This is a genomic window from Pseudomonas sp. 2,4-D (genome assembly GCF_030418155.1).
Taxonomy (GTDB): Bacteria; Pseudomonadota; Gammaproteobacteria; order Pseudomonadales; family Pseudomonadaceae; genus Aquipseudomonas; species Aquipseudomonas alloputida.
In genome coordinates, this window is the sequence record NZ_JAUHUI010000001.1 from 14,282 (window position 1) to 34,709 (window position 20,428).

Consider the following 20,428-nt stretch of genomic DNA (forward strand, 5'->3'; position numbering starts at 1 on the left):
TCACGCCGGGATCATACAACCCGACGTTGTTTCAGCTATTGGCGATACGAAAGCCGACCTTCAGCGTGACCTGGAAGTGCGCCGCTTTGTTGTCGCGGATATGGCCGCGGGTATCGACCACTTCGAACCATTCCAGGTGCTTGATGCTTTTACCGGCTTCGGCCAAAGCATTGTTGATCGCCTCTTCGATACTGGTGGGCGAAGACCCGACCAGTTCGATTTTCTTGTAGGTGTGATGATCGGTCATGAGTGCTCTCCATGGGTGACAGTGAGATTCAGCCTAGCAGCGCAGGCCTGGTTTACCTGCGAGCGGTCACTGTCTGCGAAAGTTCGATCGCACTTTCACGCAGCCCAAGGGTCGCAATCCTTACAGCCCATACTGCAAAGGAGAGTCAACATGCACCGCAACTCGCTGCGTAAAACGTCCCTGGAAAGCATGGAAGCGGAGATCGAGAGCCTTCTGAAAAGCTTGGAAAACCTCAAGCATGATGCGTCGGAAGAGTCCCAGAAGTCGGTGAAGGCAATCCGCAGCAACGCTGAAAGCGCACTGCGTCATTCGCGCAGCCTACTGAGCGATGCGTACGAGGAAGTGAAGCAGCGTACCCGCCAGACCGGCAAAGCCACCCGGGACTACGCTCAGGAACACCCATACACCACCGCCGGTGTGGCCATTGGTGCGCTGGGCCTGCTGGCGGCCTACCTGATATGCAAGCGAAACTAAGCGCTCTGCCGCGCAAGTTCCGCCCGTAACCACTGCGCCAACTGCTCGGCGCGCCCGTCTGCGGCGCGCCGTGGCACCCACAATGCCAGCGCCGCCTGGGTAGGTGAAAAGCCCCAAGGCGCACTCAAACGGCCCGCCCGCAGGTCATCGGCGACCAGCGGCTGCGGAGCTATCGCCACGCCCAATCCGGCCACGGCAGCCTCCAACAGGTAATACAAGTGCTCGAAGGCCTGGCCATAGTGAATGGCCGCCGGGTCCAGGCCCTGTTGCACCGCCCAGGTCGGCCAGGCTTGTGGGCGTGAAGTGGTGTGCAGCAAGGCTTCGCCCAGCAGTGCCTTGGCGGGCGCGCCCTGCAAGCGCTGGAAGCCTGCGAAATGCGGGCTGAGCACCGGCCCGATGCATTCCTCGGCCAGCACATGCACCTGCATGTCCGCTGGCCACGGTGGCTCGGCATACACCAGCAACGCATCCAGCCCAGGCCGCCGCGGGTCAAGGTCGCCCTCACCCGCCGACAGGTGCAAGCGCAGCTCAGGCAAATCCGCCTGCAACCGCCCCAGCCGCGGGATAAACCATCGCGCCAGCAGGCTGCCCGAGCAGCCCAGCACGAATGGCGCCTCGCTCACATCACGGCTGAGCTCGGAACACACGCTGCGCAGCCGGTCGAAGGCCTCACCGCTGGCATCGCGCAGACGCATACCGGCATCTGTGAGTTTGATGCCACGCCCGTCCTTGACGAACAGGGCTACGCCCAGATGCTCCTCAAGCACCTTGATCTGCCGGCTGACAGCGCCGTGAGTGACGTGCAGCGCTTCCGCCGCCTGGCTGACACTGTTCAGCCTGGCTGCAGCCTCGAAGGCGCGCAGGGCATTGAGGGGAGGGAGGTCGTGGGCCATTTTACCTGTGAGTTTTTCTGACAAGTTTACGCAATCTTATCGGTTTTCAGCCGAGCTCGCCGTGGTTAGAGTAAAGCCCATCACTCATTCACTACGCCTTGGAGCGCCCCATGACCCAGTCCCAATACCGCCCCGGCCCCGACGCCAATGGCCTGTTCGGCTCGTTCGGCGGCCGCTACGTGGCCGAAACCCTGATGCCACTGGTGCTGGACCTGGCCCGCGAATACGAAGCGGCCAAGGCAGACCCCAAGTTCCTTGAAGAGCTGGCTTATTTTCAGCGCGACTACATCGGCCGCCCCAACCCGCTGTACTTCGCCGAGCGCCTGACCGAGCATTGCGGCGGAGCGAAGATTTTCTTCAAGCGTGAAGAGCTCAACCATACCGGCGCGCACAAGGTGAACAACTGCATCGGCCAGGTGCTGCTGGCCAAGCGCATGGGCAAAAAGCGCCTGATCGCCGAAACAGGCGCCGGCATGCACGGTGTCGCCACCGCCACTGTCGCCGCGCGCTTCGGGCTGCCTTGCGTGATCTACATGGGCGCCACCGACATCGAGCGCCAGCAGGCCAACGTGTTCCGCATGAAGCTGCTGGGCGCCGAGATCGTGCCGGTTACCGCCGGCACCGGCACCCTGAAAGACGCCATGAACGAAGCCCTGCGTGACTGGGTTACCAACGTCGAAGACACCTTCTACCTGATCGGCACCGTGGCTGGCCCACACCCGTACCCAGCCATGGTCCGCGACTTCCAGTCGATCATCGGCAAAGAAACCCGTGCCCAGTTGCAGGAGAAGGAAGGCCGTCTGCCAGACAGCCTGGTTGCCTGCGTCGGCGGCGGCTCCAATGCCATGGGCCTGTTCCATGAATTCCTCGAAGAGCCGAGCGTGCAAATCATCGGCGTTGAAGCCGGTGGCCACGGCGTACACACCGACAAACATGCCGCCAGCCTGAACGGTGGCGTACCGGGCGTGTTGCACGGCAACCGCACATACCTGTTGCAGGACCAAGACGGCCAGATCACCGATGCCCACTCGATTTCCGCAGGCCTGGACTACCCGGGCATCGGCCCGGAGCACGCCTATCTGCATGAGGTGAAGCGCGTCGAGTACGTCAGCATCACCGACGACGAAGCATTGGATGCGTTCCACGCAACGTGCCGACTGGAAGGCATCATCCCAGCCCTGGAAAGCTCCCACGCCTTGGCCGAAGCGATCAAGCGCGCACCGAAGCTGCCCAAGGACCACCTGATGGTCGTGTGCCTGTCGGGCCGCGGCGACAAAGACATGCAAACCGTCATGAACCACATGGCCGCCCAGGAGAAACACGCATGAGCCGTCTTGAACAACGCTTCGCCGAGCTGAAGGCCGAAGGCCGCTCGGCACTGGTCACCTTCGTAACAGCTGGCGACCCGGGCTACGACGCCTCGTTGCAGATCCTCAAGGGCCTGCCGGCTGCTGGCGCCGACGTGATCGAGCTGGGCATGCCGTTCACCGACCCGATGGCCGATGGCGTGGCCATCCAGCTGGCCACCCTGCGCGCTCTTGAAGCTGGCCAGACCTTGGCCAAGACCCTGCAGATGGTTCGCGAATTCCGTGTGGATAACCAGACCACACCGATCGTGCTGATGGGTTACTACAACCCTATCCACCGCTTTGGCGTGGACACGTTCGTGGCTCAAGCCAAGGAAGCGGGCGTCGATGGCCTGATCATCGTCGACCTTCCGCCAGAGCACGATGCCGAACTGGCTACCCCGGCCCAGGCCGCAGGCATCGACTTCATCCGCCTGACCACCCCGACCACCGACGACGCGCGCCTGCCACGCGTGCTGGAGCGCAGCTCCGGGTTCGTCTACTACGTGTCGGTGGCTGGTGTGACCGGTGCCGGTTCGGCGACCACCGAGCATGTGACCGAAGCCATTGCCCGCCTGCGCCGGCATACCGATCTGCCGATCAGCGTTGGCTTCGGCATTCGCACGCCGGAACAGGCTGCGAACATTGCCCGCTTGGCCGATGGCGTGGTGGTGGGCTCGGCACTGGTCGACAAGATCGCCCAAGCCAAAAGCGCCGATCAGGCGGTGAGCGATGTATTGAGCCTGTGCTCGGCATTGGCTGAAGGGGTGCGTGGCGCACGCCGTTAAACCGCGTCGTCTGCTTCGCGGGTAAACCCGCTCCTACGGGGCCAGCGCCACCCTCTGGCTCTGCGATATCGTTGTAGGAGCGGGTTCACCCGCGAATAGGCTGGCACAGGCTACCGCCTAGCCCCCAAAAACCGCCAGATTCAATGGCCGCACGGCCCCCATCCAGATCGCATGATCCCGGTGATCCGCCAGTTCATCCCCGGTTTCCGGATGCATGAATACCACCAGGCCCTTGCGGTACAGCGCCAACCAAGGCAAAACCACCCCCACCACCTCGGGCCCGAACGCGAGCTGGCAACTCCAGTCCGGATGCGGCCCAACCGGTTTCTGATGCATGCGCCCCATGGTCACGGGGAACAGCCGCGCGGCCTCCTCGCACAGTTCGCGGGCCTGCTCCATGGTGGCTGCGTCGTAATAAACGTGGGCGTGGTAACCCTTGATCCTCTGCACGATAACTCCTGATTGCGGTCCAACCATCACAACCTGCAACGGGAGTGATGCAGTGAAAAACGCCGAAACCCCAGTGTTCAAACTGGTCCTGTTCGGGCCTGAAAGCAGCCTGGGCAATGCCCTGATGGTCGAGCTGCTGTCGCGCCAGCACGAAGTCACCGCCGTGGTCGACGACCTCAACCGCCACACCGCCCGCCCCGGCCTGCACTTCAAGATAGGCGGGCTGGGTGATGCCCACCAGGCGGAGCAGGGCGCAGCGGGCGGCTCCGCGGTGATCGCCCTGTTACCAGCGCTGGCGCCGGGTGACCTGCCGGGGCAGGCACGCTTGAGCGAGGCGCTGGTGGCGGGGCTTGCGCGTACGACTATACGCCGGCTGCTGCTTGTGGGCGATTTCGATGTGCTGGATGAGCCGGGCAAGTACAGCGAGGTGGAACGGGAATGCGTGGCCCAGGTGGTTGATGGGTTGCAGCGCAGTGCCTTGCACTGGACGCTGATCAATGCACCGCAGGAACTGGCCGGGTTGAGCATGGAGCATTTTCGCAGTACCGAAGGCACGCTGGAGCCTGGGCTGGCTGAGCCGTTGCGGCGCTTGGCCAGGATAGCAGCGGGGATGGTGGACATGCTGGAGCTGGACTTGCACCGGGGCGAGCACCTGAACTTCGTGGTCTAGATTGCCGGGAGCTGCTGCGCAGCCCATCGCGACGCAAGGCCGCTCCCACATGGGCCGGCGTGTGCAGTGTCTTTCTGGGAGCGGCCTTGTGTCGCGATGGGCCCCAAAATCTCAAAGGCTGCGCGCCTGCTCCAACCAATCCACGAACCGCTCGATCAACGCTCCCCGCCGCTTGCGCGGTGGCAAAACTGCGTAATAGCCGCGTTCCGAGCGCAAACTCCCCTCCAGCGGCCGACACAGCAACCCTTGCTCCACCAATCCATCCACCAGGTGCGCCCAACCAATCGCCACCCCTTGCCCGGCAATCGCTGCTTGAATCAGCAAGGTATAGTTATCAAACCTCAGCTGCCCCGCCGGCGGTGGGCTGTCCACACCAAACCCACGAAATACCCCCGCCCAGTCAAACCAGCGGCTGGCCTGCTCGCCCTTCAAATGCAGCAGCGGCAATCGTTGCAAAGCCACAGCTGACAAGGCTTTGCCATGAATCAGATGCGGGCTGCACACCGGGAACACTTCCTCATCGAATAGCCAGCGGCTTTCTCCCTGGTGAAAGCGTCCATCGCCAAACAGCACCGCCACATCGATGTCCGGGCGCAACATGCCCTGGCTGCGCTCACCCGTCACCAGGCTCACATCCACCTGTGGATAAGCCTCATGAAAGCGCTGCAGCCTTGGCATCAGCCAGAACGCCGCAAAGGCAAAGTCGGTGGCGACCTGCAGCACTTCTCGCTGGCCGCGCCCGCCGGACTGGGCAATACCGTCATCCATGGCCTGCAGCCCCTGATGCACCTGTTCGAACAGCACCTGGCCAGCCTCGGTCAGCTCGATGCCCCGGTAAATGCGGTCAAACAGGCGCGTGCCCAACTGTGCCTCCAGGCGCTTCACCTGCTGGCTCACTGCCGGCTGCGTGGTACCCAACTCCAGCGCCGCAGCGGTAAAGCCACGCAGGCGCGCAGCAGCCTCGAATACGCGCAAGGTATCCAGCGACAACCCGGCAAGGTGCTCAAACATAAGCTTGGCTAATCCCAGTCATTGCCCGCCATGGGCTTTACCCATGTTATCCACAGTCGCATCTTGGTAGGCAAGCAGTTCGCATAACCCTCAACGATGGGAGCCACCATGACGCGTCCGAATATCCTGTTCATCATGGCCGACCAGATGGCCGCGCCCTTGCTGCCGATCTACGGCCCTTCGCCCATCAAGATGCCGCACCTCGGCCGCCTGGCCGAGCAAGCCGTGGTGTTCGACTCGGCCTACTGCAACAGCCCACTGTGCGCGCCATCACGCTTCACCCTGGTCAGCGGTCAGTTGCCCAGCCGCATTGGCGCCTACGACAACGCGGCCGACTTCCCTGCCGATGTGCCGACCTACGCCCATTACCTGCGTCGCCTGGGCTACCGCACCGCGCTGTCGGGCAAGATGCACTTCTGCGGCCCGGACCAGTTGCACGGCTATGAAGAACGCCTGACCAGCGACATCTACCCGGCCGACTACGGTTGGGCGGTGAACTGGGACGAACCCGATGTGCGTCCAAGCTGGTACCACAACATGTCCTCGGTGCTGCAGACCGGTCCGTGCGTGCGCACCAATCAGCTGGATTTCGACGAGGAGGTGGTGTTCAAGGCGCGCCAGTACCTGTACGACCATGTGCGCGAAAACGATGGCCGGCCATTTTGCCTGACCGTTTCGATGACGCACCCGCACGACCCCTACACCATTCCCAAACGCTACTGGGACCGCTACGAAGGTGTGGATATCCCCATGCCCCGTGCCGAGTTCGGCCAGGCAGCACTCGACCCGCATTCACAGCGCCTGCTGAAGGTCTACGACCTGTGGAACAAGCCACTGCCTGTGGATAAGGTCCGCGACGCCCGCCGCGCCTACTTCGGCGCGTGCAGCTATATCGATGACAACATCGGCCAATTGCTGCAGACCCTGGAGGAATGCAACCTGGCCGATGACACACTGATCGTGTTTTCCGGCGACCACGGCGACATGCTTGGCGAGCGTGGCCTCTGGTACAAAATGCACTGGTTCGAAATGTCGGCGCGGGTGCCGCTGCTGATCCATGCGCCGAAGCGCTTCGCAGCGGGCCGGGTCACTGCCTCGGTGTCGACCTGCGACCTGTTGCCAACCTTGGTCGAACTGGCTGGCGGCGCTGTGGATAAAGACCTGCAGCTGGACGGCCGCTCACTGCTGGGCCACCTGCAAGGGCAGGGCGGTCACGACGAGGTGATCGGCGAGTATATGGCCGAAGGCACCGTCGGCCCGCTGATGATGATCCGTCGCGGGCCCTACAAGTTCGTGTACAGCGAAGACGACCCATGCCTACTCTATGACCTGAGCCGCGACCCGCACGAGCGGGAGAACCTCACCGGCAGCCCGGACCACCAGGTGCTGCTGCAGGCATTTGTCGATGAAGCGCAACAGCGCTGGGACATCCCCAGCCTGCGCCAGCAGGTGCTGGCCAGCCAGCGCCGCCGCCGGCTGGTGGCCGAAGCGCTGGCCATCGGCAAGCTGAAAAGCTGGGATCACCAACCACTGGTGGACGCCAGCCAACAGTACATGCGCAACCACATCGATCTCGATGACCTCGAGCGCAAGGCACGTTATCCACAGCCCGCCCCCCTGGATTGAGAAGAGAGGCCGCCATGCACAAGTTCTCCGCCGCCGTGTTCGTCCTGGCCCTGAGCACCACCACGGCCCACGCCGCAGACAGCGATGCGCAATGCAGTACCGTGAAAATGGCCGACCCCGGCTGGAGTGATATTGCTTCGACCAACGCCGTGGCACGTCTGTTACTGGAAAGCCTGGGTTACCAGGTGAAGATCGACAGCCTGGCCGTACCGATCATCTACGGTGGCCTCAAGGACGGCCAGGTCGACGCCTTCCTCGGCAACTGGATGCCCGCACATCAAGGCTTCCATGACAAGTTCATCGCCAACGGCGATGTGCAGCAGCTGTCGCGCAACCTGGAGGGAACCGAATTCACCCTCGCAGTGCCCGACTATGTGTGGAATGCCGGGGTGAAGGACTTCGCTGACCTTCAGAAACACGCCGGGCAGTTCGACAAAAAACTGTACGGAATCGGCTCCGGCGCCCCGGCCAACCTGTCGCTCAAGGCAATCATCGACAAGAATGAATTCAACCTCGGCCAGTGGAAGCTGGTTGAGTCCAGCGAGCAGGCGATGCTGGCCCAGGTCGACCGGGCGGTGAAGAAGCAGCAATTCATCACCTTCCTTGGCTGGACCCCGCACCCGATGAACGTGAAACTGAAAATGCATTACCTGACCGGTGGGGAAAAATGGTTCGGCAGCAAGGGCGAGGTATACACGCTGACCCGCAAGGGTTATCCACAAGCCTGCCCGAATGCGGCGAAGCTGCTGGGTAACCTCAAGTTCACACTGGACATGGAAAACAGCATCATGGCAGAGGTGGTAGACAAGAAGATCAGCTTCGATGAAGCGGCCAAGGCCTGGGTGAAAGCGCATCCTGAACGGTTGGACGAGTGGTTGGCCGGGGTTACCACCAAGGCCGATGAGGATGCCCTGGAGGCCGTCAAAGCCAAACTGTAATCTCACAAAGCAACACACCAACCCTGTGGGAGCGGGCGCGCCCGCGAACACCGGCAAAGCCGGTGCCAAGCAACGCGTTGGCTTTTTCGCGGGCATGCCCGCTCCCACAGGGCTTGGCGACCCCTTAAGGATTGTGGATAACCCATGCATCGCCTCTCTTTACTGCTGCCCTTCCTCACCTGGCTTCCCCGCCAATCGGGCCGCAGCCTGCGCCAGGACCTGCTGGTAGGCCTGAGCGGCGCCATCCTCGCCCTGCCGCAATCCATCGCCTACGCCCTGATCGCCGGCCTGCCCGCCGAATACGGGCTTTACGCCGCCATCGTGCCGGTACTGATCGCCTGCCTGTGGGGTTCTTCCTGGTACCTGATCTGCGGCCCGACCGCTGCCATTTCCATCGTGCTCTACGCCAGCATCAGCCCGCTGGCCGTGGCCGGCAGCGCTGACTACATCACGCTGGTGTTGCTGCTGACCTTCCTCGGCGGCATTTTCCAGCTGCTGCTCGGGCTTTTGCGCTTCGGCGCGCTGGTCAACTTCGTCTCCCATTCCGTGGTGCTCGGCTTCACGCTGGGTGCCGCCATCGTCATTGCCTTGGGCCAGCTACCCAACCTGCTGGGCATGGCCCTGCCCAGCCAGTCCACAGCGCTGAAAACCGTGCAGGACCTGGCCAGCCATGCAGGCGAGGTCGACCTGCCTTCCCTGCTGCTGGGCCTGGCCACCGTAGTGATCGGCGTGGCCTTCAAACTCTGGCGCCCACGCTGGCCGAGCCTGTTGATAAGCCTGATCCTGGTCAGCTTGCTGGCCTGGCTGTTGCCGGGCTTCTTTGGCCATGTGCCGCGGGTGGCAGCGTTCACCGGGCAACTCCCGCCTTTCAGCCCGCTGCCTTTGCTGGACGTGGAGCTGATGCTGCATCTGCTGCCCAGCGCCGTGGCGGTAGGCATGCTGGGGTTGGTCACCAGCCTGTCGATTGCTCGCTCGTTATCGGCACGTTCAGAACAACTGATCGACCCGGACCAGGAAATACGCGCACAGGGCCTGTCGAACATTGCTGGTGCATTTTTCTCGGGTTACCTGTCTGCCGGCTCCTTCACCCGCTCGGGCCTGAGCTACGAGGCGGGCGCCCGTTCACCCATGGCCGGGGTGTTTTCAGCGCTGTGGGTGGCGTTGTTCGCGGTGACCGGCGCCCGCCTGATCGCGCACCTGCCGATACCGGCCATGGCCGGCAGCATTCTGCTGATCTGCTGGGGGTTGGTGGACCACCGAGGGATCCGTGCATTGTTCCGGGTCAGCCGCTCGGAGTTTCTGGTGATGGCGCTGACGACTGCAGCAACATTGCTACTGGAGCTGCAGACGGCCATTTATGCCGGAGTGCTGGCTTCGCTGTTCTTCTATCTGAAGCGCACCTCACGACCACGGGTACAACAAAGCCGTGAAGGGGACGCGGATGTATTGCGGGTAGGTGGGTCGATTTTCTTTGGTGCGGCGCATTACCTGCAGGTGCGCTTGCAGCGCTGCCAGGGGCCGCATGTGGTGATCGATGCCCGGCAGGTGAATTTCATCGATTATTCGGGTGTGGACATGTTGCACCGTGAGGCACGAAGGTTGCGGCGATTGGGGGGGAGTTTGACCTTGCACCGGGCCAGGCCCCAAGTGATCGAGGAGCTGCAGAAGCTGGAAGGGGTGGAGTTGTGCCCGATCCGGTTTGAGGAATGAGGTTGGGATTCTGGGGCTGCTTTGCAGCCCCGGCAATCTCAGCCCCGAGCAAGCTGCCGGCGTAGTTCAGCCAACACCGGCGCCGTATCCGGCCTCACGCCACGCCAGATAAAGAAGGCCTCAGCCGCCTGCTCAGCCAGCATCCCCAACCCATCCAGCACCTTGGCAGCCCCCAGCTTGGTAGCCCACTGGCAAAACGGCGTCGGCTCTTTGCCATACATCATGTCGTAGCAAACCGTACGACCCGCCTCGACCAGGCTGTCGGCAATCGGCGGCAATTCCCCTGCCAGGCTCGCCGAGGTGGCGTTGATGATTACATCCACAGGTTCCTGCAACCAGGCAAACCCGCTGGCCACCACCGGCCCCAGTTCATCGAACTCGCGCGCCAGTTGCTCGGCCTTTTCCACGGTACGGTTGGCAACCACCAGCGACTGCGGCTTGTGCGCCAGGATAGGCTCCAGCACGCCGCGCACGGCGCCACCGGCACCGAGGATGAGAATGCGCTTGCCAGCCAGCTCGACCCCGGCATTCACCGTCAGGTCGCGCACCAGGCCAGCGCCGTCGGTGTTGTCGCCCTGCAGGGTGCCATCAGCCAGCTTGCTCAGCGTGTTCACTGCGCCAGCGCGCTGGGCACGCGGGGTCAGGCTGTCGCACAGGCGATAGGCCTCTTCCTTGAACGGCACGGTGACATTACCGCCACTGCCCTGCTTGAAGAAGCCGCGCGCGCAGTCGCTGAACTCGTCCAACGGCGCCAGCAGCGTGGCATATTCCAGGTCCTGATCGGTCTGTTCGGCGAACAGGCGGTGGATCAGCGGCGACTTGCTGTGGCCGATGGGGTTACCAAAAACGACGTACTGGTCCATGACGGCTCCTTGTTTATCCACAGGCTACTGGCCGAGCCAGTCGCGGTCTTGCAGGAAGTACTCTGTCAGGCGCGCTTCTTCACTGCCGGGCTCGGCCTTCCAGTCATAACCCCAACGCACCTGCGGTGGCAGCGACATGAGGATGGATTCGGTGCGGCCACCGGACTGCAGGCCAAACAGGGTGCCGCGGTCATAGACCAGGTTGAACTCCACGTACCGGCCACGGCGGTATTCCTGGAACTCGCGCTGCTGCGGGGTGTAGGGCGTGTTCTTGCGGCGCTGGACGATTGGCAGGTAGGCGTCGACGAAGGCATCGCCAATGGCGCGGATGAAGGCGAAGCAAGTGTCGAAGTCCCACTCGTTCAGGTCATCGAAGAACAAGCCGCCGATACCACGTGGCTCACCACGGTGCTTGAGGTGGAAGTAGCGGTCGCACCAGGCCTTGTAGCGTGGGTACACATCGGCGCCAAACGGCGCGCAAGCCTGCTCGGCCACTCGGTGCCAGTGAATGCAGTCTTCTTCGTTGCCATAGTATGGCGTCAGGTCAAAGCCGCCGCCAAACCACCATACGGCCTCTTCACCTTCCTTCTCGGCGATGAAGAAGCGAACGTTGGCGTGGGAAGTGGGCACATGCGGGTTGTGCGGGTGTATCACCAGCGACACGCCCAAGGCTTCGAAGCCACGGCCTGCCAGTTCGGGACGGTGGGCACTGGCCGACGGCGGCAGGCCGCTACCAAACACATGGGAGAAGTTGACCCCGCCTTTTTCGATCACTTTGCCCTCACCGATAACCCGCGTGCGGCCCCCGCCACCGGCTTCGCGCACCCAGGCGTCCTCGACGAAGCGGGCACCGCCGTCTTCTGTTTCGAGGGCAGAGCAGATGCGGTCTTGCAGGTCGAGCAGGTAGGCTTTCACGGCCTCGGTGCGGCTAGTCATCGGGTCACCAGGAACGGGCAGGGAAGAATTCGCCGCGTAGCATACCACCGCCAGCGCGCGCGCCGCAGTTGACGACGACCAAGCAAAGGCGTCCGATAGAAGGCCTTTCCCGATCCCGACTACAGGAGTGCGAGATGGCCAAGCGTATCCAGTTCAGCCAGCATGGCGGCCCGGAAGTGCTGCAGTTTGTGGAATTCGAACCCACCCCGCCTGGGCCACAGCAGGTGCGTGTGCGTAACCATGCGATCGGCCTGAACTTCATCGATACCTACTTCCGAAGCGGGCTGTATGCGCCGCCGTCCCTGCCTTCTGGCCTGGGTACCGAAGCGGCAGGTGTGGTAGAGGCCGTGGGCGAAGGCGTGTCCCGGCTGAAGGTAGGAGACCGTGTGGCACATGCCGGCGGCCCGCTGGGCGCCTACAGCGAGGTGCATACGCTACCGGAAGCCAACCTGGTCAAGCTGCCGGACAACATCAGCTTCGAGCAGGCGGCGGCGGTGATGCTCAAGGGTTTGACCGTGCAGTACCTGCTGAAGCAGACCTATGAGGTGAAGGCGGGTGATGTGATCCTGTTCCATGCCGCAGCCGGTGGTGTAGGGTCGCTGGCCTGCCAATGGGCCAAGGCCATGGGCGCCAAGCTGATCGGCACCGTGAGCTCTGCCGAGAAGGCAGAGCGGGCCAAGGCGCTGGGGGCTTGGGCGACCATCGACTACAGCCATGAAGATGTGGCCAAGCGCGTACTGGAGCTGACCGACGGCAAGAAATGCCCGGTGGTGTATGACGGCGTGGGTGCCGACACCTGGCTGACCTCGCTGGACTGCCTGCGCCCGCGTGGGTTGATGGTGAGCTTTGGCAACGCTTCCGGTGCGGTGAGCGGGGTGAACCTGGGGATCCTGGCGCAAAAGGGCTCGCTGTATGTTACCCGGCCGACCTTGGCCACCTATGCCAACAATGCCGAGAACACCCAGGCCATGGCCGATGACCTGTTTGCGATGATTGCGAGCGGGAAGCTGGTTGTGGATATCCAGCAGCGGTATCCACTGAGCGAGGCGGCCAAGGCGCAGGCAGAGCTGTCGGCGCGGCGGACTGTAGGATCGACTGTACTAATCCCCTGAGCCACGCACATTCCCTGTAGGAGCGGGTTTACCCGCGAAGAAGCCACCGCGATGGATGGCACCGGCTTTGCCGGTGTTCGCGGGCAAGCCCGCTCCCACAGGTACTGCGTCGGCTTCGATAGCTTCGCTATGCCTGTGAGGGTCGGTTTGTCGGCGGTGGAGTCGACTCGATGCCATCGAGTATCGCCTCGATCACACCCTCTGCCATTTCAATCGCATGCAGGTTCGACCAGAACATGCCACGGCCTTATTCACGCATGTAGTCCAAAGCTTTGTAGCCGGTTTCGTAAGCGCTGCGCAGGTACAGGGCTACGTGGACCAGAGCGTCCTCGGCAGAAATGTTTGGGTTGACGGTGAAGAGTGGATCGTGGCCGGCATCGCAGCGGCCGAAGGGGCGGGTGGAGGTGCATGGGAGAGGTGGATCGGGGACTATTTTCTTCATCATTGGAAAATGCTCCTCAAGGCCGCCAACCTTCACTACCACGTGAATGGGTGGCGACTGTACGCGAGGTGGTAGACCCGGGCATTTTCCAATCCAGGCAGGCTCGAAAGCCTCCCACGCACAGCCACCATAGACTGTCATGGAAAAAATGCATCCGGGCTACCACACCCGATCGCCAAGTTATTCGGCGACGGATAGAGCCTAGAGGCAGAGGTTCCCACTTAGAAGGTGATGGAAGGAGACGCGGGTCGTAGGATATTTCCCAATCCTCAAACCGGACAACCATTCGAGACAAAATCAGAAAAATCTCCGGTGGCTAGGCCCGAACCTGTGGGAGCGGGCATGCCCGCGAACACGGGCGAAGCCCGTGCCAGGCACCGGGTTGTATTCTTCGCGGGCGCGCCCGCTTCCACAGGGGCCCGAGTCCCGAGCCGGGCCTGTGGATAGGTATCAACCCGGGCGAACGACTTCGCCGGTTGCCAGGTCGCGAATCACACTCGGGTTTTTCCGCCCCCCCAGCGCGCCGCCAAGCACCAGGTCCAACTGGCCGTGGAAGTATTGCTCCACCCGCAACCGGGTCTTCGCCGCCGGGCGCCCGCCGGGGTTGCACGAGGTGGAAATCAGCGGCCCCACCAGCGCGCACAGTTCACGCACCACCGGGTGATCACTGACCCGCAGCGCCACCGTGTCATGCTGCCCAGTCACCCACTCGGGCAACAGGTCCTGGTGCGGCACCAGCCAGGTGTTCGGCCCCGGCCAGGTGCTGCCCATACGGTCGATCCAGTCCTCGGGGAAGTCCTCGAACAGGAAGTCGAACTGACGGATATTGTCAGCGACCAGAATCAGCCCTTTATCCACAGGGCGCGACTTCAGCGCCAGCAGGCGATACACCGCGTCCTCGTTCCATGGGTCGCAGCCCAGGCCCCAGACCGCTTCCGTCGGGTAGGCGATCACCGCGCCCGCCCGGATCTCACGTGCGGCTTGTTGCACACGAAAACTGCTCACCATTGCTGTTTCTCCGCCTGAATACCTTGCTTGTGCGCAGTGTACTTAGCCCGCGCGGGCAAACCAACGCCCGGCTTCATTGCTGACCCGGCCTTCCAGCTCCAGCTCGGTCAACTGCGCCAGCACGTCGGCCAGCGGCTGCTCGCTGCAGTGGGCCAGGCTTTCACTGGTCTGGGGTGCGGCATGCAGAAGGGCGAGCAGGGGGTGGTCGAATCTGTCCATAACCGCAGGCGGCAGGTTCTGCCAACCCTGCAAGCTTTCCAGGATCTGCTCCACCGTTTCCACCAGCAGCGCCCCATCACGAATCAGCTGGTGACAGCCCTTGGCCCCCGGGTGATGAATGGAGCCCGGAATGGCGTACACCTCGCGGCCTTGCTCCGCCGCCAGGCGTGCCGTGATCAGCGAGCCGCTGGCGAGGCTCGCCTCGACCACCAGTACACCGAGCGACAGGCCACTGATGATGCGGTTGCGCCGTGGAAAGTTGCCGGGCAGCGGCCCGGCATCCAGGGGATACTCGGAAACCAGCGCGCTGCCGTTGTCGATCATCGCCTGCGCAAGGTCCCGATGGCGCTGTGGATAAAGTTTTTGCAACCCCGTACCGAGCACGGCAATCGTGCCGCCGCCAGCCTGCAACGCGGCCCGATGAGCGGCACCGTCGACACCTACCGCCAGCCCGCTGGTAATGGTGAAACCGGCCTGCGCGAGGTAACGGGAAAATGCCCGGGCGGTGTCGAGTGCCGGGGGTGTGGCACGTCTGCTGCCCACGATGGCCAGCTGAGGACGATCGAGCAAGGCAGGTTCGCCAGCGACAAAAAGCAGCGGCGGGGCATCGTCGATTTCTGCCAGCAAGGCTGGGTAGTCTGGGCCGTCCCACATCAGCAAATGCTGGCCAGGGCGCTCCAGCCAAGCCATTGCGGCCAGTGCGCCATCGCGTACCTCGGCACTGCGCCGGGCATCGATGGTGGCTTGGGGAATGCCCAACGCTCGCCAGGCCGAAGCGGGAGCACTGAGCGCGGAGGAGGCACTGCCGAAGGCTTCGAGCAACGTTCGAAAGCGTCGCAGTCCAGCCTCGGGGAGGCGATGCAGGCGTAAGCGTGCCTCCAGTTCGGCAGGCGGGCAGGGCGACGAATGGTGACTGGGCATTGAGATCATCCTTGATCGAAACAGGGCCATTTACGTGGTACAAACTGTGGATAACTCTGTGAGTAACACTTTGAAAAGCTGTCCATTGATTGGGGGCTATCAAGCCCATAGTCACCCTAGACGAGCTTGCCAGGTGCCGAAATCCCCGTTTCCCTTTATTATGTGTGCTCAGTTTTCAACCGAACGCACAGTGACTGCCTGACCTTATGGCCATCTTGAACATTCTCGAATTCCCGGACCCGCGCCTGCGCACCCTCGCCAAACCGGTGACGGAGTTCGACGACGCCCTGCGTCAGCTGATCGACGACATGTTTGAAACCATGTACGAAGCCCCTGGCATCGGCCTGGCCGCTACCCAGGTGAACGTGCACAAGCAGGTTGTGGTCATGGACCTCAGCGAAGACCGCAGCGAACCGCGCGTCTTCATCAACCCGTCGGTCGAAGAGCTGACCCATGACATGGGCCAGTACCAGGAAGGCTGCCTGTCGGTACCGGGCTTCTACGAGAACGTCGACCGCCCGCTGCGTGTCCGGGTCAAGGCCCAGGACCGCGACGGCAAGCCGTTCGAACTGGAATGCGAAGGCCTGCTGGCGGTGTGCGTCCAGCACGAATTCGATCACCTCAACGGCAAGCTGTTCGTCGACTACCTGTCGCAGCTCAAGCGCGACCGGATCAAGAAGAAGCTGGAAAAGCAGCACCGCCAGCAAGCCTGATCCCCACCTTCCTGAAGGCTTGCTCCGGCAAGCCTTTTTCTTTTTTGAAGCGAGAACTCCATGCGCATCGTCTTTGCAGGCACTCCAGAGTTTGCCGCCGAACACCTCAAGGCCCTGCTCGACAGCCCCTACGAGATCGTGGCCGTCTACACCCAGCCCGACCGCCCTGCCGGCCGTGGCCAGAAGCTGATGCCAAGTGCGGTCAAGGCACTGGCCGTGGCCCATGACATCCCGGTGTTCCAGCCGCAGACCCTGCGCAACGCCGATGCCCAGGCCGAACTGGCCGCACTGAAACCAGACCTGATGGTAGTGGTCGCCTACGGCCTGATCCTGCCGCAAGTGGTGCTGGATATCCCGAGCCTGGGCTGCATCAACAGCCACGCCTCCCTGCTGCCACGCTGGCGCGGTGCCGCGCCGATCCAGCGCGCCGTGGAAGCTGGCGACGCCGAAAGCGGCGTGACCGTGATGCGCATGGAAGCAGGTCTGGACACCGGCCCGATGCTGCTCAAGGTAGTCACCCCGATCAGCGCCGACGACACCGGCGGCACCTTGCACGATCGCCTGGCCAAAATGGGCCCGCCCGCAGTCGTTCGGGCCATCGCCGGCCTGGCTGACGGTTCGCTGCAAGGCGAAATACAGGACGATGCCCTGGCCACCTACGCGCACAAACTGAACAAGGACGAAGCGCGTATCGACTGGACCCGCCCGGCTGTCGAGCTGGAACGCCTGATCCGCGCCTTCAACCCATGGCCGGTGTGTCACAGCACTCTGGATGGTGAAAGCGTCAAGGTGCTGGCCGCCAACCTGTCCACAGGCCAAGGCGCCCCAGGCGAGATACTTTCCGCCAGCAAGGACGGCCTCGTAGTTGCGTGCGGTGACCAAGCCCTGAGCCTGACCCGCCTGCAACTGCCTGGCGGCAAGGCATTGAGCTTCAGTGACCTGTTCAACAGCCGCCGCGAGAAGTTCGCCGCCAGCAAGGTGCTGGGCCAATGAACCCACGCCTCGCCGCCGCCCGTGCGCTGGCCGCTGTGCTCAGCGGCAAGGCTTCGCTGAACAGCTCGCTGCCGGCGCAACTGGACAAGGTAGATGAACGCGACCGCGGCCTGACCCAGGACCTGGCGTTCGGCACCGCACGTTGGCAGCCACGCCTCGACCTGCTGGCCGCACAGCTGCTGCAAAAGCCCTTCAAGGCAGCCGATGCCGATGTTCAGGCGCTGCTGCTGGTCGGCCTGTACCAGCTGTTCTACACCCGCATTCCGGCACATGCCGCCATCGGCGAGACCGTGGGCTGTGCCGACAAACTGAAGAAGCCGTGGGCCAAGGGCCTGCTCAATGCCGTACTGCGCCGTGCCCAGCGCGAAGGCGAGGAACTGCTCGCCGGCATGGAGCGCGACCCGGTGGTGCGTACCGCCCACCCGCGCTGGCTGCAGAAGGCGCTGAAAGCCTTCTGGCCAGAGCAGTGGGAAGCCATCTGCGCCGCCAACAATGCCCACCCTCCGATGATTCTGCGGGTCAACCGCCGTCACCATAGCCGCGATGCCTACCTGGCACTGCTGGCCGAAGCCGGCATTGGCGCCAGCGCATGCCAGTACAGCCGGGATGGCATCGTGCTGGCCGAAGCCTGCGACGTGCGCGGCCTGCCAGGCTTCGCCGAAGGCTGGGTGAGCGTGCAGGACGAAGCTGCGCAGCTATCTGCCGACCTGCTGGAACTGGCCCCCGGCCAACGCGTGCTCGATGCTTGCTGCGCACCGGGCGGCAAAACCTGCCACCTGCTGGAGGCCGAGGCTGGCCTGGCCCACATGGTGGCCATCGACCTCGAAGCCAAGCGCCTGACCCGCGTGCGAGAAAACCTCGACCGCCTGCAGCTGGACGCCGAGCTGATCGCCTGCGATGCCCGCGACACTGCCAGCTGGTGGGACGGCAAGCCATTCCAGCGCATTCTGCTCGACGCGCCGTGCTCGGCCACCGGCGTGATTCGCCGCCACCCGGACATCAAGCTGACCCGCCAAGCCGATGACATCCCGGCTTTGGCCACGCTGCAAGGCGAGTTGCTCGATGCCCTGTGGCCGACCTTGGAAGTGGGCGGCATGCTGCTATACGCCACCTGCTCCAGCTTGCCAACCGAAAACACTGAAGTGATCAAAGCCTTCCTCGCCCGCACCCCGGGCGCCCGTGAGCTGGACCTGGCGACCGAAGCCGGCCTGCGCCAGCCCCACGGCCGTCAGTTGCTGGCCCAGGAAGGCGGCCACGACGGTTTCTACTATGCCAAGCTGATCAAGATCGCCGCCTCGCGCGGATAAGAACAAAGGATAGGGAGTAGCGCATGAAGATCATCATCCTCGGCGCAGGGCAGGTAGGCGGTACGCTGGCTGAACACCTGGCCAGCGAAGCCAACGACATTACCGTGGTCGACACCGACGGCGACCGCCTGCGCGACCTCGGCGACCGCCTGGACATCCGCACCGTCCAGGGCCGTGGCTCACTGCCGACGGTACTGCGTCAGGCCGGTGCCGACGACGCCGACATGCTGGTGGCGGTAACCAACAGTGACGAGACCAACATGGTTGCCTGCCAGGTGGCCTATTCGCTGTTCCATACCCCGACCAAGATTGCACGGGTGCGCGAATCGTCCTACCTGACCCGCGAAGAGCTGTTCGACAACGACCATATCCCGGTCGACGTTCTGATCAGCCCCGAGCAGGTGGTGACCAATTACATCAAGCGCCTGATCGAACACCCAGGCTCGCTGCAGGTGATCGATTTCGCCGAGGGCAAGGCCCAGCTCGTGGCAGTGAAGGCCTACTATGGCGGCCCGCTGGTCGGCCAGCAATTGCGCCAGATCCGCGCGCACATGCCCAACGTCGACACCCGCGTGGCGGCCATCTTCCGCCGTGACCGGCCGATCACCCCGCGTGGCGACACGGTGATCGAAGCCGACGACGAGGTGTTCTTCATTGCCGCGAAGAAGGATATCCGTGCGGTGATGGGCGAACTGCGCCGCATCGACGAAACCAATAAACGCATTGTCATCGCCGGCGGCGGGCAGATCGGCGAGCGCCTGGCGGAGGCCATCGAAAGCCGATATCAGGTGAAGATCATCGAGATGAGCCCGGCGCGTTGCCGGCACCTCTCCGATACCCTCGAAAGCACTGTGGTGCTGCAGGGCAGCGCCTCGGACAAAGACCTGATGCTCGAAGAGAACATCGCCGACGCCGATATTTTCCTGGCCCTGACCAACGATGACGAAGCCAACATCATGTCGTCCTTGCTGGCCAAGCGCCTGGGCGCAGGCAAGGTGATGACCATCATCAACAACCCGGCTTATGTCGACCTGGTGCAGGGCGGCGATATCGACATTGCCATCAGCCCGCAGCTCGCCACCATCGGCACCCTGCTGGCGCACGTGCGCCGGGGCGACATTGTCAGCGTGCACTCGCTGCGCCGCGGTGCGGCCGAAGCGATCGAGGCGGTGGCACATGGCGATTCGAAGTCGAGCAAGGTGGTCGGCAAGGCGATCGAGAACATTGCCCTGCCACCGGGAACCACCATCGGCGCGATCATCCGTGACGAAGAGGTGATGATTGCCCACGACGACACCGTGATCGAATCGGGTGACCATGTAATCCTGTTCGTTGTGGATAAAAAGCACATTCGTGATGTGGAGAAGCTGTTCCACGTCGGCTTGAGTTTCTTCTAGGAGAAGAGGGCATGCGCGAATCGCTGGAGAAGATGCTGGCCAAGGGTGTGGATAACCCACTGCTGAGGTTTGGTCTGGGCAAGGCTTGGCTGGATGAAGGCAACGGCGCTGAAGCGGCGGTACACCTGGCGCGCTGTGTAGAGCAGGATCCGAAATACTCGGCAGCGTGGAAGCTTCTGGGCAAGGCCTATCAGTTGCAGGGTGACCTGGCGGCGGCGCGCAAGGCGTGGGAAGACGGGATCGTGGCGGCGCAGGCCCATGGCGACAAGCAAGCCGAGAAAGAGATGACCGTATTCCTGAAGAAGCTCAACAAAGCAGCGGGTTGACGCGGCCCCTGTAGGAGCGGGTTTACCCGCGAATGCGT

General features: G+C 63.1%; 21 protein-coding genes and 1 pseudogene. 13 read left to right on the plus strand and 9 right to left on the minus strand.

The window, feature by feature from the left end; genetic code table 11:
- Window positions 1-31: 31 nt before the first annotated feature.
- Window positions 32-247: a dodecin gene (locus QYE47_RS00085; RefSeq protein ID WP_003253076.1), complete on the minus strand. Its 216-nt coding sequence runs from the start codon at window positions 245-247 to the stop codon at window positions 32-34.
- Between the two features lie 150 nt (window positions 248-397).
- Between QYE47_RS00085 and QYE47_RS00090 the strand changes: the two genes are divergently transcribed.
- Window positions 398-721 (plus strand): YqjD family protein, encoded by a 324-nt coding sequence (locus QYE47_RS00090; RefSeq protein WP_014589231.1) that lies wholly within the window; start codon window positions 398-400, stop codon window positions 719-721.
- On the opposite strand, the gene QYE47_RS00095 is transcribed toward QYE47_RS00090, so the two are convergent.
- Window positions 718-1,614, minus strand: a complete 897-nt coding sequence (locus tag QYE47_RS00095; RefSeq protein WP_014589230.1) for a LysR family transcriptional regulator — start codon at window positions 1,612-1,614, stop codon at window positions 718-720. The two genes, QYE47_RS00090 and QYE47_RS00095, sit on opposite strands and share 4 nt — an antisense overlap.
- A 110-nt stretch (window positions 1,615-1,724) precedes the next feature.
- Here QYE47_RS00095 and trpB point away from each other — a divergent pair, with 110 nt between their 5' ends.
- Both trpB and trpA read left to right on the plus strand, forming a co-directional pair.
- Complete coding sequence (gene trpB, locus QYE47_RS00100) at window positions 1,725-2,942, plus strand: tryptophan synthase subunit beta (RefSeq protein WP_004575268.1); 1,218 nt, start codon at window positions 1,725-1,727, stop codon at window positions 2,940-2,942.
- Window positions 2,939-3,748, plus strand: a complete 810-nt coding sequence (trpA, locus tag QYE47_RS00105) for a tryptophan synthase subunit alpha (protein ID WP_014589229.1) — start codon at window positions 2,939-2,941, stop codon at window positions 3,746-3,748. The genes trpB and trpA overlap by 4 nt, the downstream gene beginning before the upstream one ends.
- A 117-nt stretch (window positions 3,749-3,865) precedes the next feature.
- On the opposite strand, the gene QYE47_RS00110 is transcribed toward trpA, so the two are convergent.
- Window positions 3,866-4,198, minus strand: coding sequence for a DOPA 4,5-dioxygenase family protein (locus tag QYE47_RS00110; RefSeq protein ID WP_014589228.1), 333 nt, complete (start codon window positions 4,196-4,198; stop codon window positions 3,866-3,868).
- 52 nt (window positions 4,199-4,250) lie between these two features.
- Here QYE47_RS00110 and QYE47_RS00115 point away from each other — a divergent pair, with 52 nt between their 5' ends.
- Entirely contained in the window at window positions 4,251-4,868 is a 618-nt protein-coding gene (locus tag QYE47_RS00115) for an NAD(P)-dependent oxidoreductase (RefSeq protein WP_070383331.1), read from the plus strand.
- Window positions 4,869-4,979: 111 nt separating this feature from the next.
- Here the strand turns inward: QYE47_RS00115 and QYE47_RS00120 are convergent, their stop codons facing one another.
- The gene (locus QYE47_RS00120; protein WP_070383330.1) at window positions 4,980-5,879 is read right to left on the minus strand and encodes a LysR family transcriptional regulator; all 900 of its coding nucleotides are present in this window, start codon (window positions 5,877-5,879) and stop codon (window positions 4,980-4,982) included.
- Window positions 5,880-5,987: 108 nt separating this feature from the next.
- Between QYE47_RS00120 and betC the strand changes: the two genes are divergently transcribed.
- The 3 genes from betC (at window position 5,988) to QYE47_RS00135 (ending at window position 10,153) form a co-directional block, all read left to right on the plus strand.
- Complete coding sequence (gene betC, locus QYE47_RS00125; protein WP_301158825.1) at window positions 5,988-7,505, plus strand: choline-sulfatase; 1,518 nt, start codon at window positions 5,988-5,990, stop codon at window positions 7,503-7,505.
- Window positions 7,506-7,519: 14 nt separating this feature from the next.
- On the plus strand, window positions 7,520-8,443 hold the full coding sequence (choX, locus tag QYE47_RS00130; protein ID WP_070383328.1) for a choline ABC transporter substrate-binding protein: 924 nt from the start codon (window positions 7,520-7,522) through the stop codon (window positions 8,441-8,443).
- A gap of 144 nt (window positions 8,444-8,587) precedes the next feature.
- Window positions 8,588-10,153 carry a SulP family inorganic anion transporter gene (locus QYE47_RS00135; protein ID WP_070383327.1) on the plus strand — a complete coding sequence of 522 codons (1,566 nt, stop codon included), beginning with the start codon at window positions 8,588-8,590 and terminating at the stop codon, window positions 10,151-10,153.
- A 38-nt stretch (window positions 10,154-10,191) separates the two neighbouring features.
- Here the strand turns inward: QYE47_RS00135 and aroE are convergent, their stop codons facing one another.
- Together aroE and hemF are read right to left on the minus strand one after the other, a co-directional pair.
- On the minus strand, window positions 10,192-11,016 hold the full coding sequence (aroE, locus tag QYE47_RS00140) for a shikimate dehydrogenase (RefSeq protein WP_070383326.1): 825 nt from the start codon (window positions 11,014-11,016) through the stop codon (window positions 10,192-10,194).
- 24 nt (window positions 11,017-11,040) lie between these two features.
- Window positions 11,041-11,952, minus strand: coding sequence for an oxygen-dependent coproporphyrinogen oxidase (hemF, locus tag QYE47_RS00145; protein WP_014589221.1), 912 nt, complete (start codon window positions 11,950-11,952; stop codon window positions 11,041-11,043).
- A 134-nt stretch (window positions 11,953-12,086) separates the two neighbouring features.
- Between hemF and QYE47_RS00150 the strand changes: the two genes are divergently transcribed.
- Window positions 12,087-13,064, plus strand: a complete 978-nt coding sequence (locus QYE47_RS00150; RefSeq protein WP_070383325.1) for an NADPH:quinone reductase — start codon at window positions 12,087-12,089, stop codon at window positions 13,062-13,064.
- Window positions 13,065-13,191: 127 nt separating this feature from the next.
- Here the strand turns inward: QYE47_RS00150 and QYE47_RS00155 are convergent.
- The 3 genes and pseudogenes from QYE47_RS00155 to dprA all read right to left on the minus strand — a co-directional run bounded on the left by QYE47_RS00155 (window position 13,192) and on the right by dprA (window position 15,654).
- A pseudogene (locus QYE47_RS00155) lies at window positions 13,192-13,509 on the minus strand (hypothetical protein).
- Between the two features lie 447 nt (window positions 13,510-13,956).
- Complete coding sequence (locus QYE47_RS00160) at window positions 13,957-14,514, minus strand: L-threonylcarbamoyladenylate synthase (protein WP_014589218.1); 558 nt, start codon at window positions 14,512-14,514, stop codon at window positions 13,957-13,959.
- A gap of 42 nt (window positions 14,515-14,556) precedes the next feature.
- On the minus strand, window positions 14,557-15,654 hold the full coding sequence (dprA, locus tag QYE47_RS00165) for a DNA-processing protein DprA (protein WP_070383324.1): 1,098 nt from the start codon (window positions 15,652-15,654) through the stop codon (window positions 14,557-14,559).
- A 206-nt stretch (window positions 15,655-15,860) separates the two neighbouring features.
- Here dprA and def point away from each other — a divergent pair, with 206 nt between their 5' ends.
- Genes def through QYE47_RS00190 form a run of 5 tightly spaced genes read left to right on the plus strand, consistent with a single transcriptional unit; the run spans window position 15,861 to window position 20,390 of the window.
- A complete protein-coding gene (gene def, locus QYE47_RS00170) occupies window positions 15,861-16,367 on the plus strand; it encodes a peptide deformylase (protein ID WP_003253111.1) in 507 nt (168 codons plus the stop codon).
- A 60-nt stretch (window positions 16,368-16,427) separates the two neighbouring features.
- Window positions 16,428-17,360 carry a methionyl-tRNA formyltransferase gene (fmt, locus tag QYE47_RS00175; protein ID WP_070383323.1) on the plus strand — a complete coding sequence of 311 codons (933 nt, stop codon included), beginning with the start codon at window positions 16,428-16,430 and terminating at the stop codon, window positions 17,358-17,360.
- Entirely contained in the window at window positions 17,357-18,667 is a 1,311-nt protein-coding gene (rsmB, locus tag QYE47_RS00180) for a 16S rRNA (cytosine(967)-C(5))-methyltransferase RsmB (RefSeq protein ID WP_003253115.1), read from the plus strand. Before fmt ends, rsmB begins: the two co-directional genes overlap by 4 nt.
- A 23-nt stretch (window positions 18,668-18,690) precedes the next feature.
- Window positions 18,691-20,064 (plus strand): Trk system potassium transporter TrkA, encoded by a 1,374-nt coding sequence (trkA, locus tag QYE47_RS00185; protein WP_003253117.1) that lies wholly within the window; start codon window positions 18,691-18,693, stop codon window positions 20,062-20,064.
- An 11-nt stretch (window positions 20,065-20,075) separates the two neighbouring features.
- Window positions 20,076-20,390, plus strand: coding sequence for a tetratricopeptide repeat protein (locus QYE47_RS00190; protein WP_014589214.1), 315 nt, complete (start codon window positions 20,076-20,078; stop codon window positions 20,388-20,390).
- Window positions 20,391-20,428: the final 38 nt, after the last annotated feature.

Excerpts from the sequence above, each read along its gene's own strand:
- QYE47_RS00085 (WP_003253076.1), bottom strand. The coding sequence starts at position 247 with ATGACCGATCATCACACCTACAAGAAAATCGAACTGGTCGGGTCTTCG.
- QYE47_RS00090 (WP_014589231.1), top strand. The coding sequence starts at position 398 with ATGCACCGCAACTCGCTGCGTAAAACGTCCCTGGAAAGCATGGAAGCG.
- QYE47_RS00095 (WP_014589230.1), bottom strand. The coding sequence starts at position 1,614 with ATGGCCCACGACCTCCCTCCCCTCAATGCCCTGCGCGCCTTCGAGGCT.
- trpB (WP_004575268.1), top strand. The coding sequence starts at position 1,725 with ATGACCCAGTCCCAATACCGCCCCGGCCCCGACGCCAATGGCCTGTTC.
- trpA (WP_014589229.1), top strand. The coding sequence starts at position 2,939 with ATGAGCCGTCTTGAACAACGCTTCGCCGAGCTGAAGGCCGAAGGCCGC.
- QYE47_RS00120 (WP_070383330.1), bottom strand. The coding sequence starts at position 5,879 with ATGTTTGAGCACCTTGCCGGGTTGTCGCTGGATACCTTGCGCGTATTC.
- betC (WP_301158825.1), top strand. The coding sequence starts at position 5,988 with ATGACGCGTCCGAATATCCTGTTCATCATGGCCGACCAGATGGCCGCG.
- choX (WP_070383328.1), top strand. The coding sequence starts at position 7,520 with ATGCACAAGTTCTCCGCCGCCGTGTTCGTCCTGGCCCTGAGCACCACC.
- QYE47_RS00135 (WP_070383327.1), top strand. The coding sequence starts at position 8,588 with ATGCATCGCCTCTCTTTACTGCTGCCCTTCCTCACCTGGCTTCCCCGC.
- aroE (WP_070383326.1), bottom strand. The coding sequence starts at position 11,016 with ATGGACCAGTACGTCGTTTTTGGTAACCCCATCGGCCACAGCAAGTCG.
- hemF (WP_014589221.1), bottom strand. The coding sequence starts at position 11,952 with ATGACTAGCCGCACCGAGGCCGTGAAAGCCTACCTGCTCGACCTGCAA.
- QYE47_RS00150 (WP_070383325.1), top strand. The coding sequence starts at position 12,087 with ATGGCCAAGCGTATCCAGTTCAGCCAGCATGGCGGCCCGGAAGTGCTG.
- QYE47_RS00160 (WP_014589218.1), bottom strand. The coding sequence starts at position 14,514 with ATGGTGAGCAGTTTTCGTGTGCAACAAGCCGCACGTGAGATCCGGGCG.
- dprA (WP_070383324.1), bottom strand. The coding sequence starts at position 15,654 with ATGCCCAGTCACCATTCGTCGCCCTGCCCGCCTGCCGAACTGGAGGCA.
- def (WP_003253111.1), top strand. The coding sequence starts at position 15,861 with ATGGCCATCTTGAACATTCTCGAATTCCCGGACCCGCGCCTGCGCACC.
- fmt (WP_070383323.1), top strand. The coding sequence starts at position 16,428 with ATGCGCATCGTCTTTGCAGGCACTCCAGAGTTTGCCGCCGAACACCTC.
- rsmB (WP_003253115.1), top strand. The coding sequence starts at position 17,357 with ATGAACCCACGCCTCGCCGCCGCCCGTGCGCTGGCCGCTGTGCTCAGC.
- trkA (WP_003253117.1), top strand. The coding sequence starts at position 18,691 with ATGAAGATCATCATCCTCGGCGCAGGGCAGGTAGGCGGTACGCTGGCT.
- QYE47_RS00190 (WP_014589214.1), top strand. The coding sequence starts at position 20,076 with ATGCGCGAATCGCTGGAGAAGATGCTGGCCAAGGGTGTGGATAACCCA.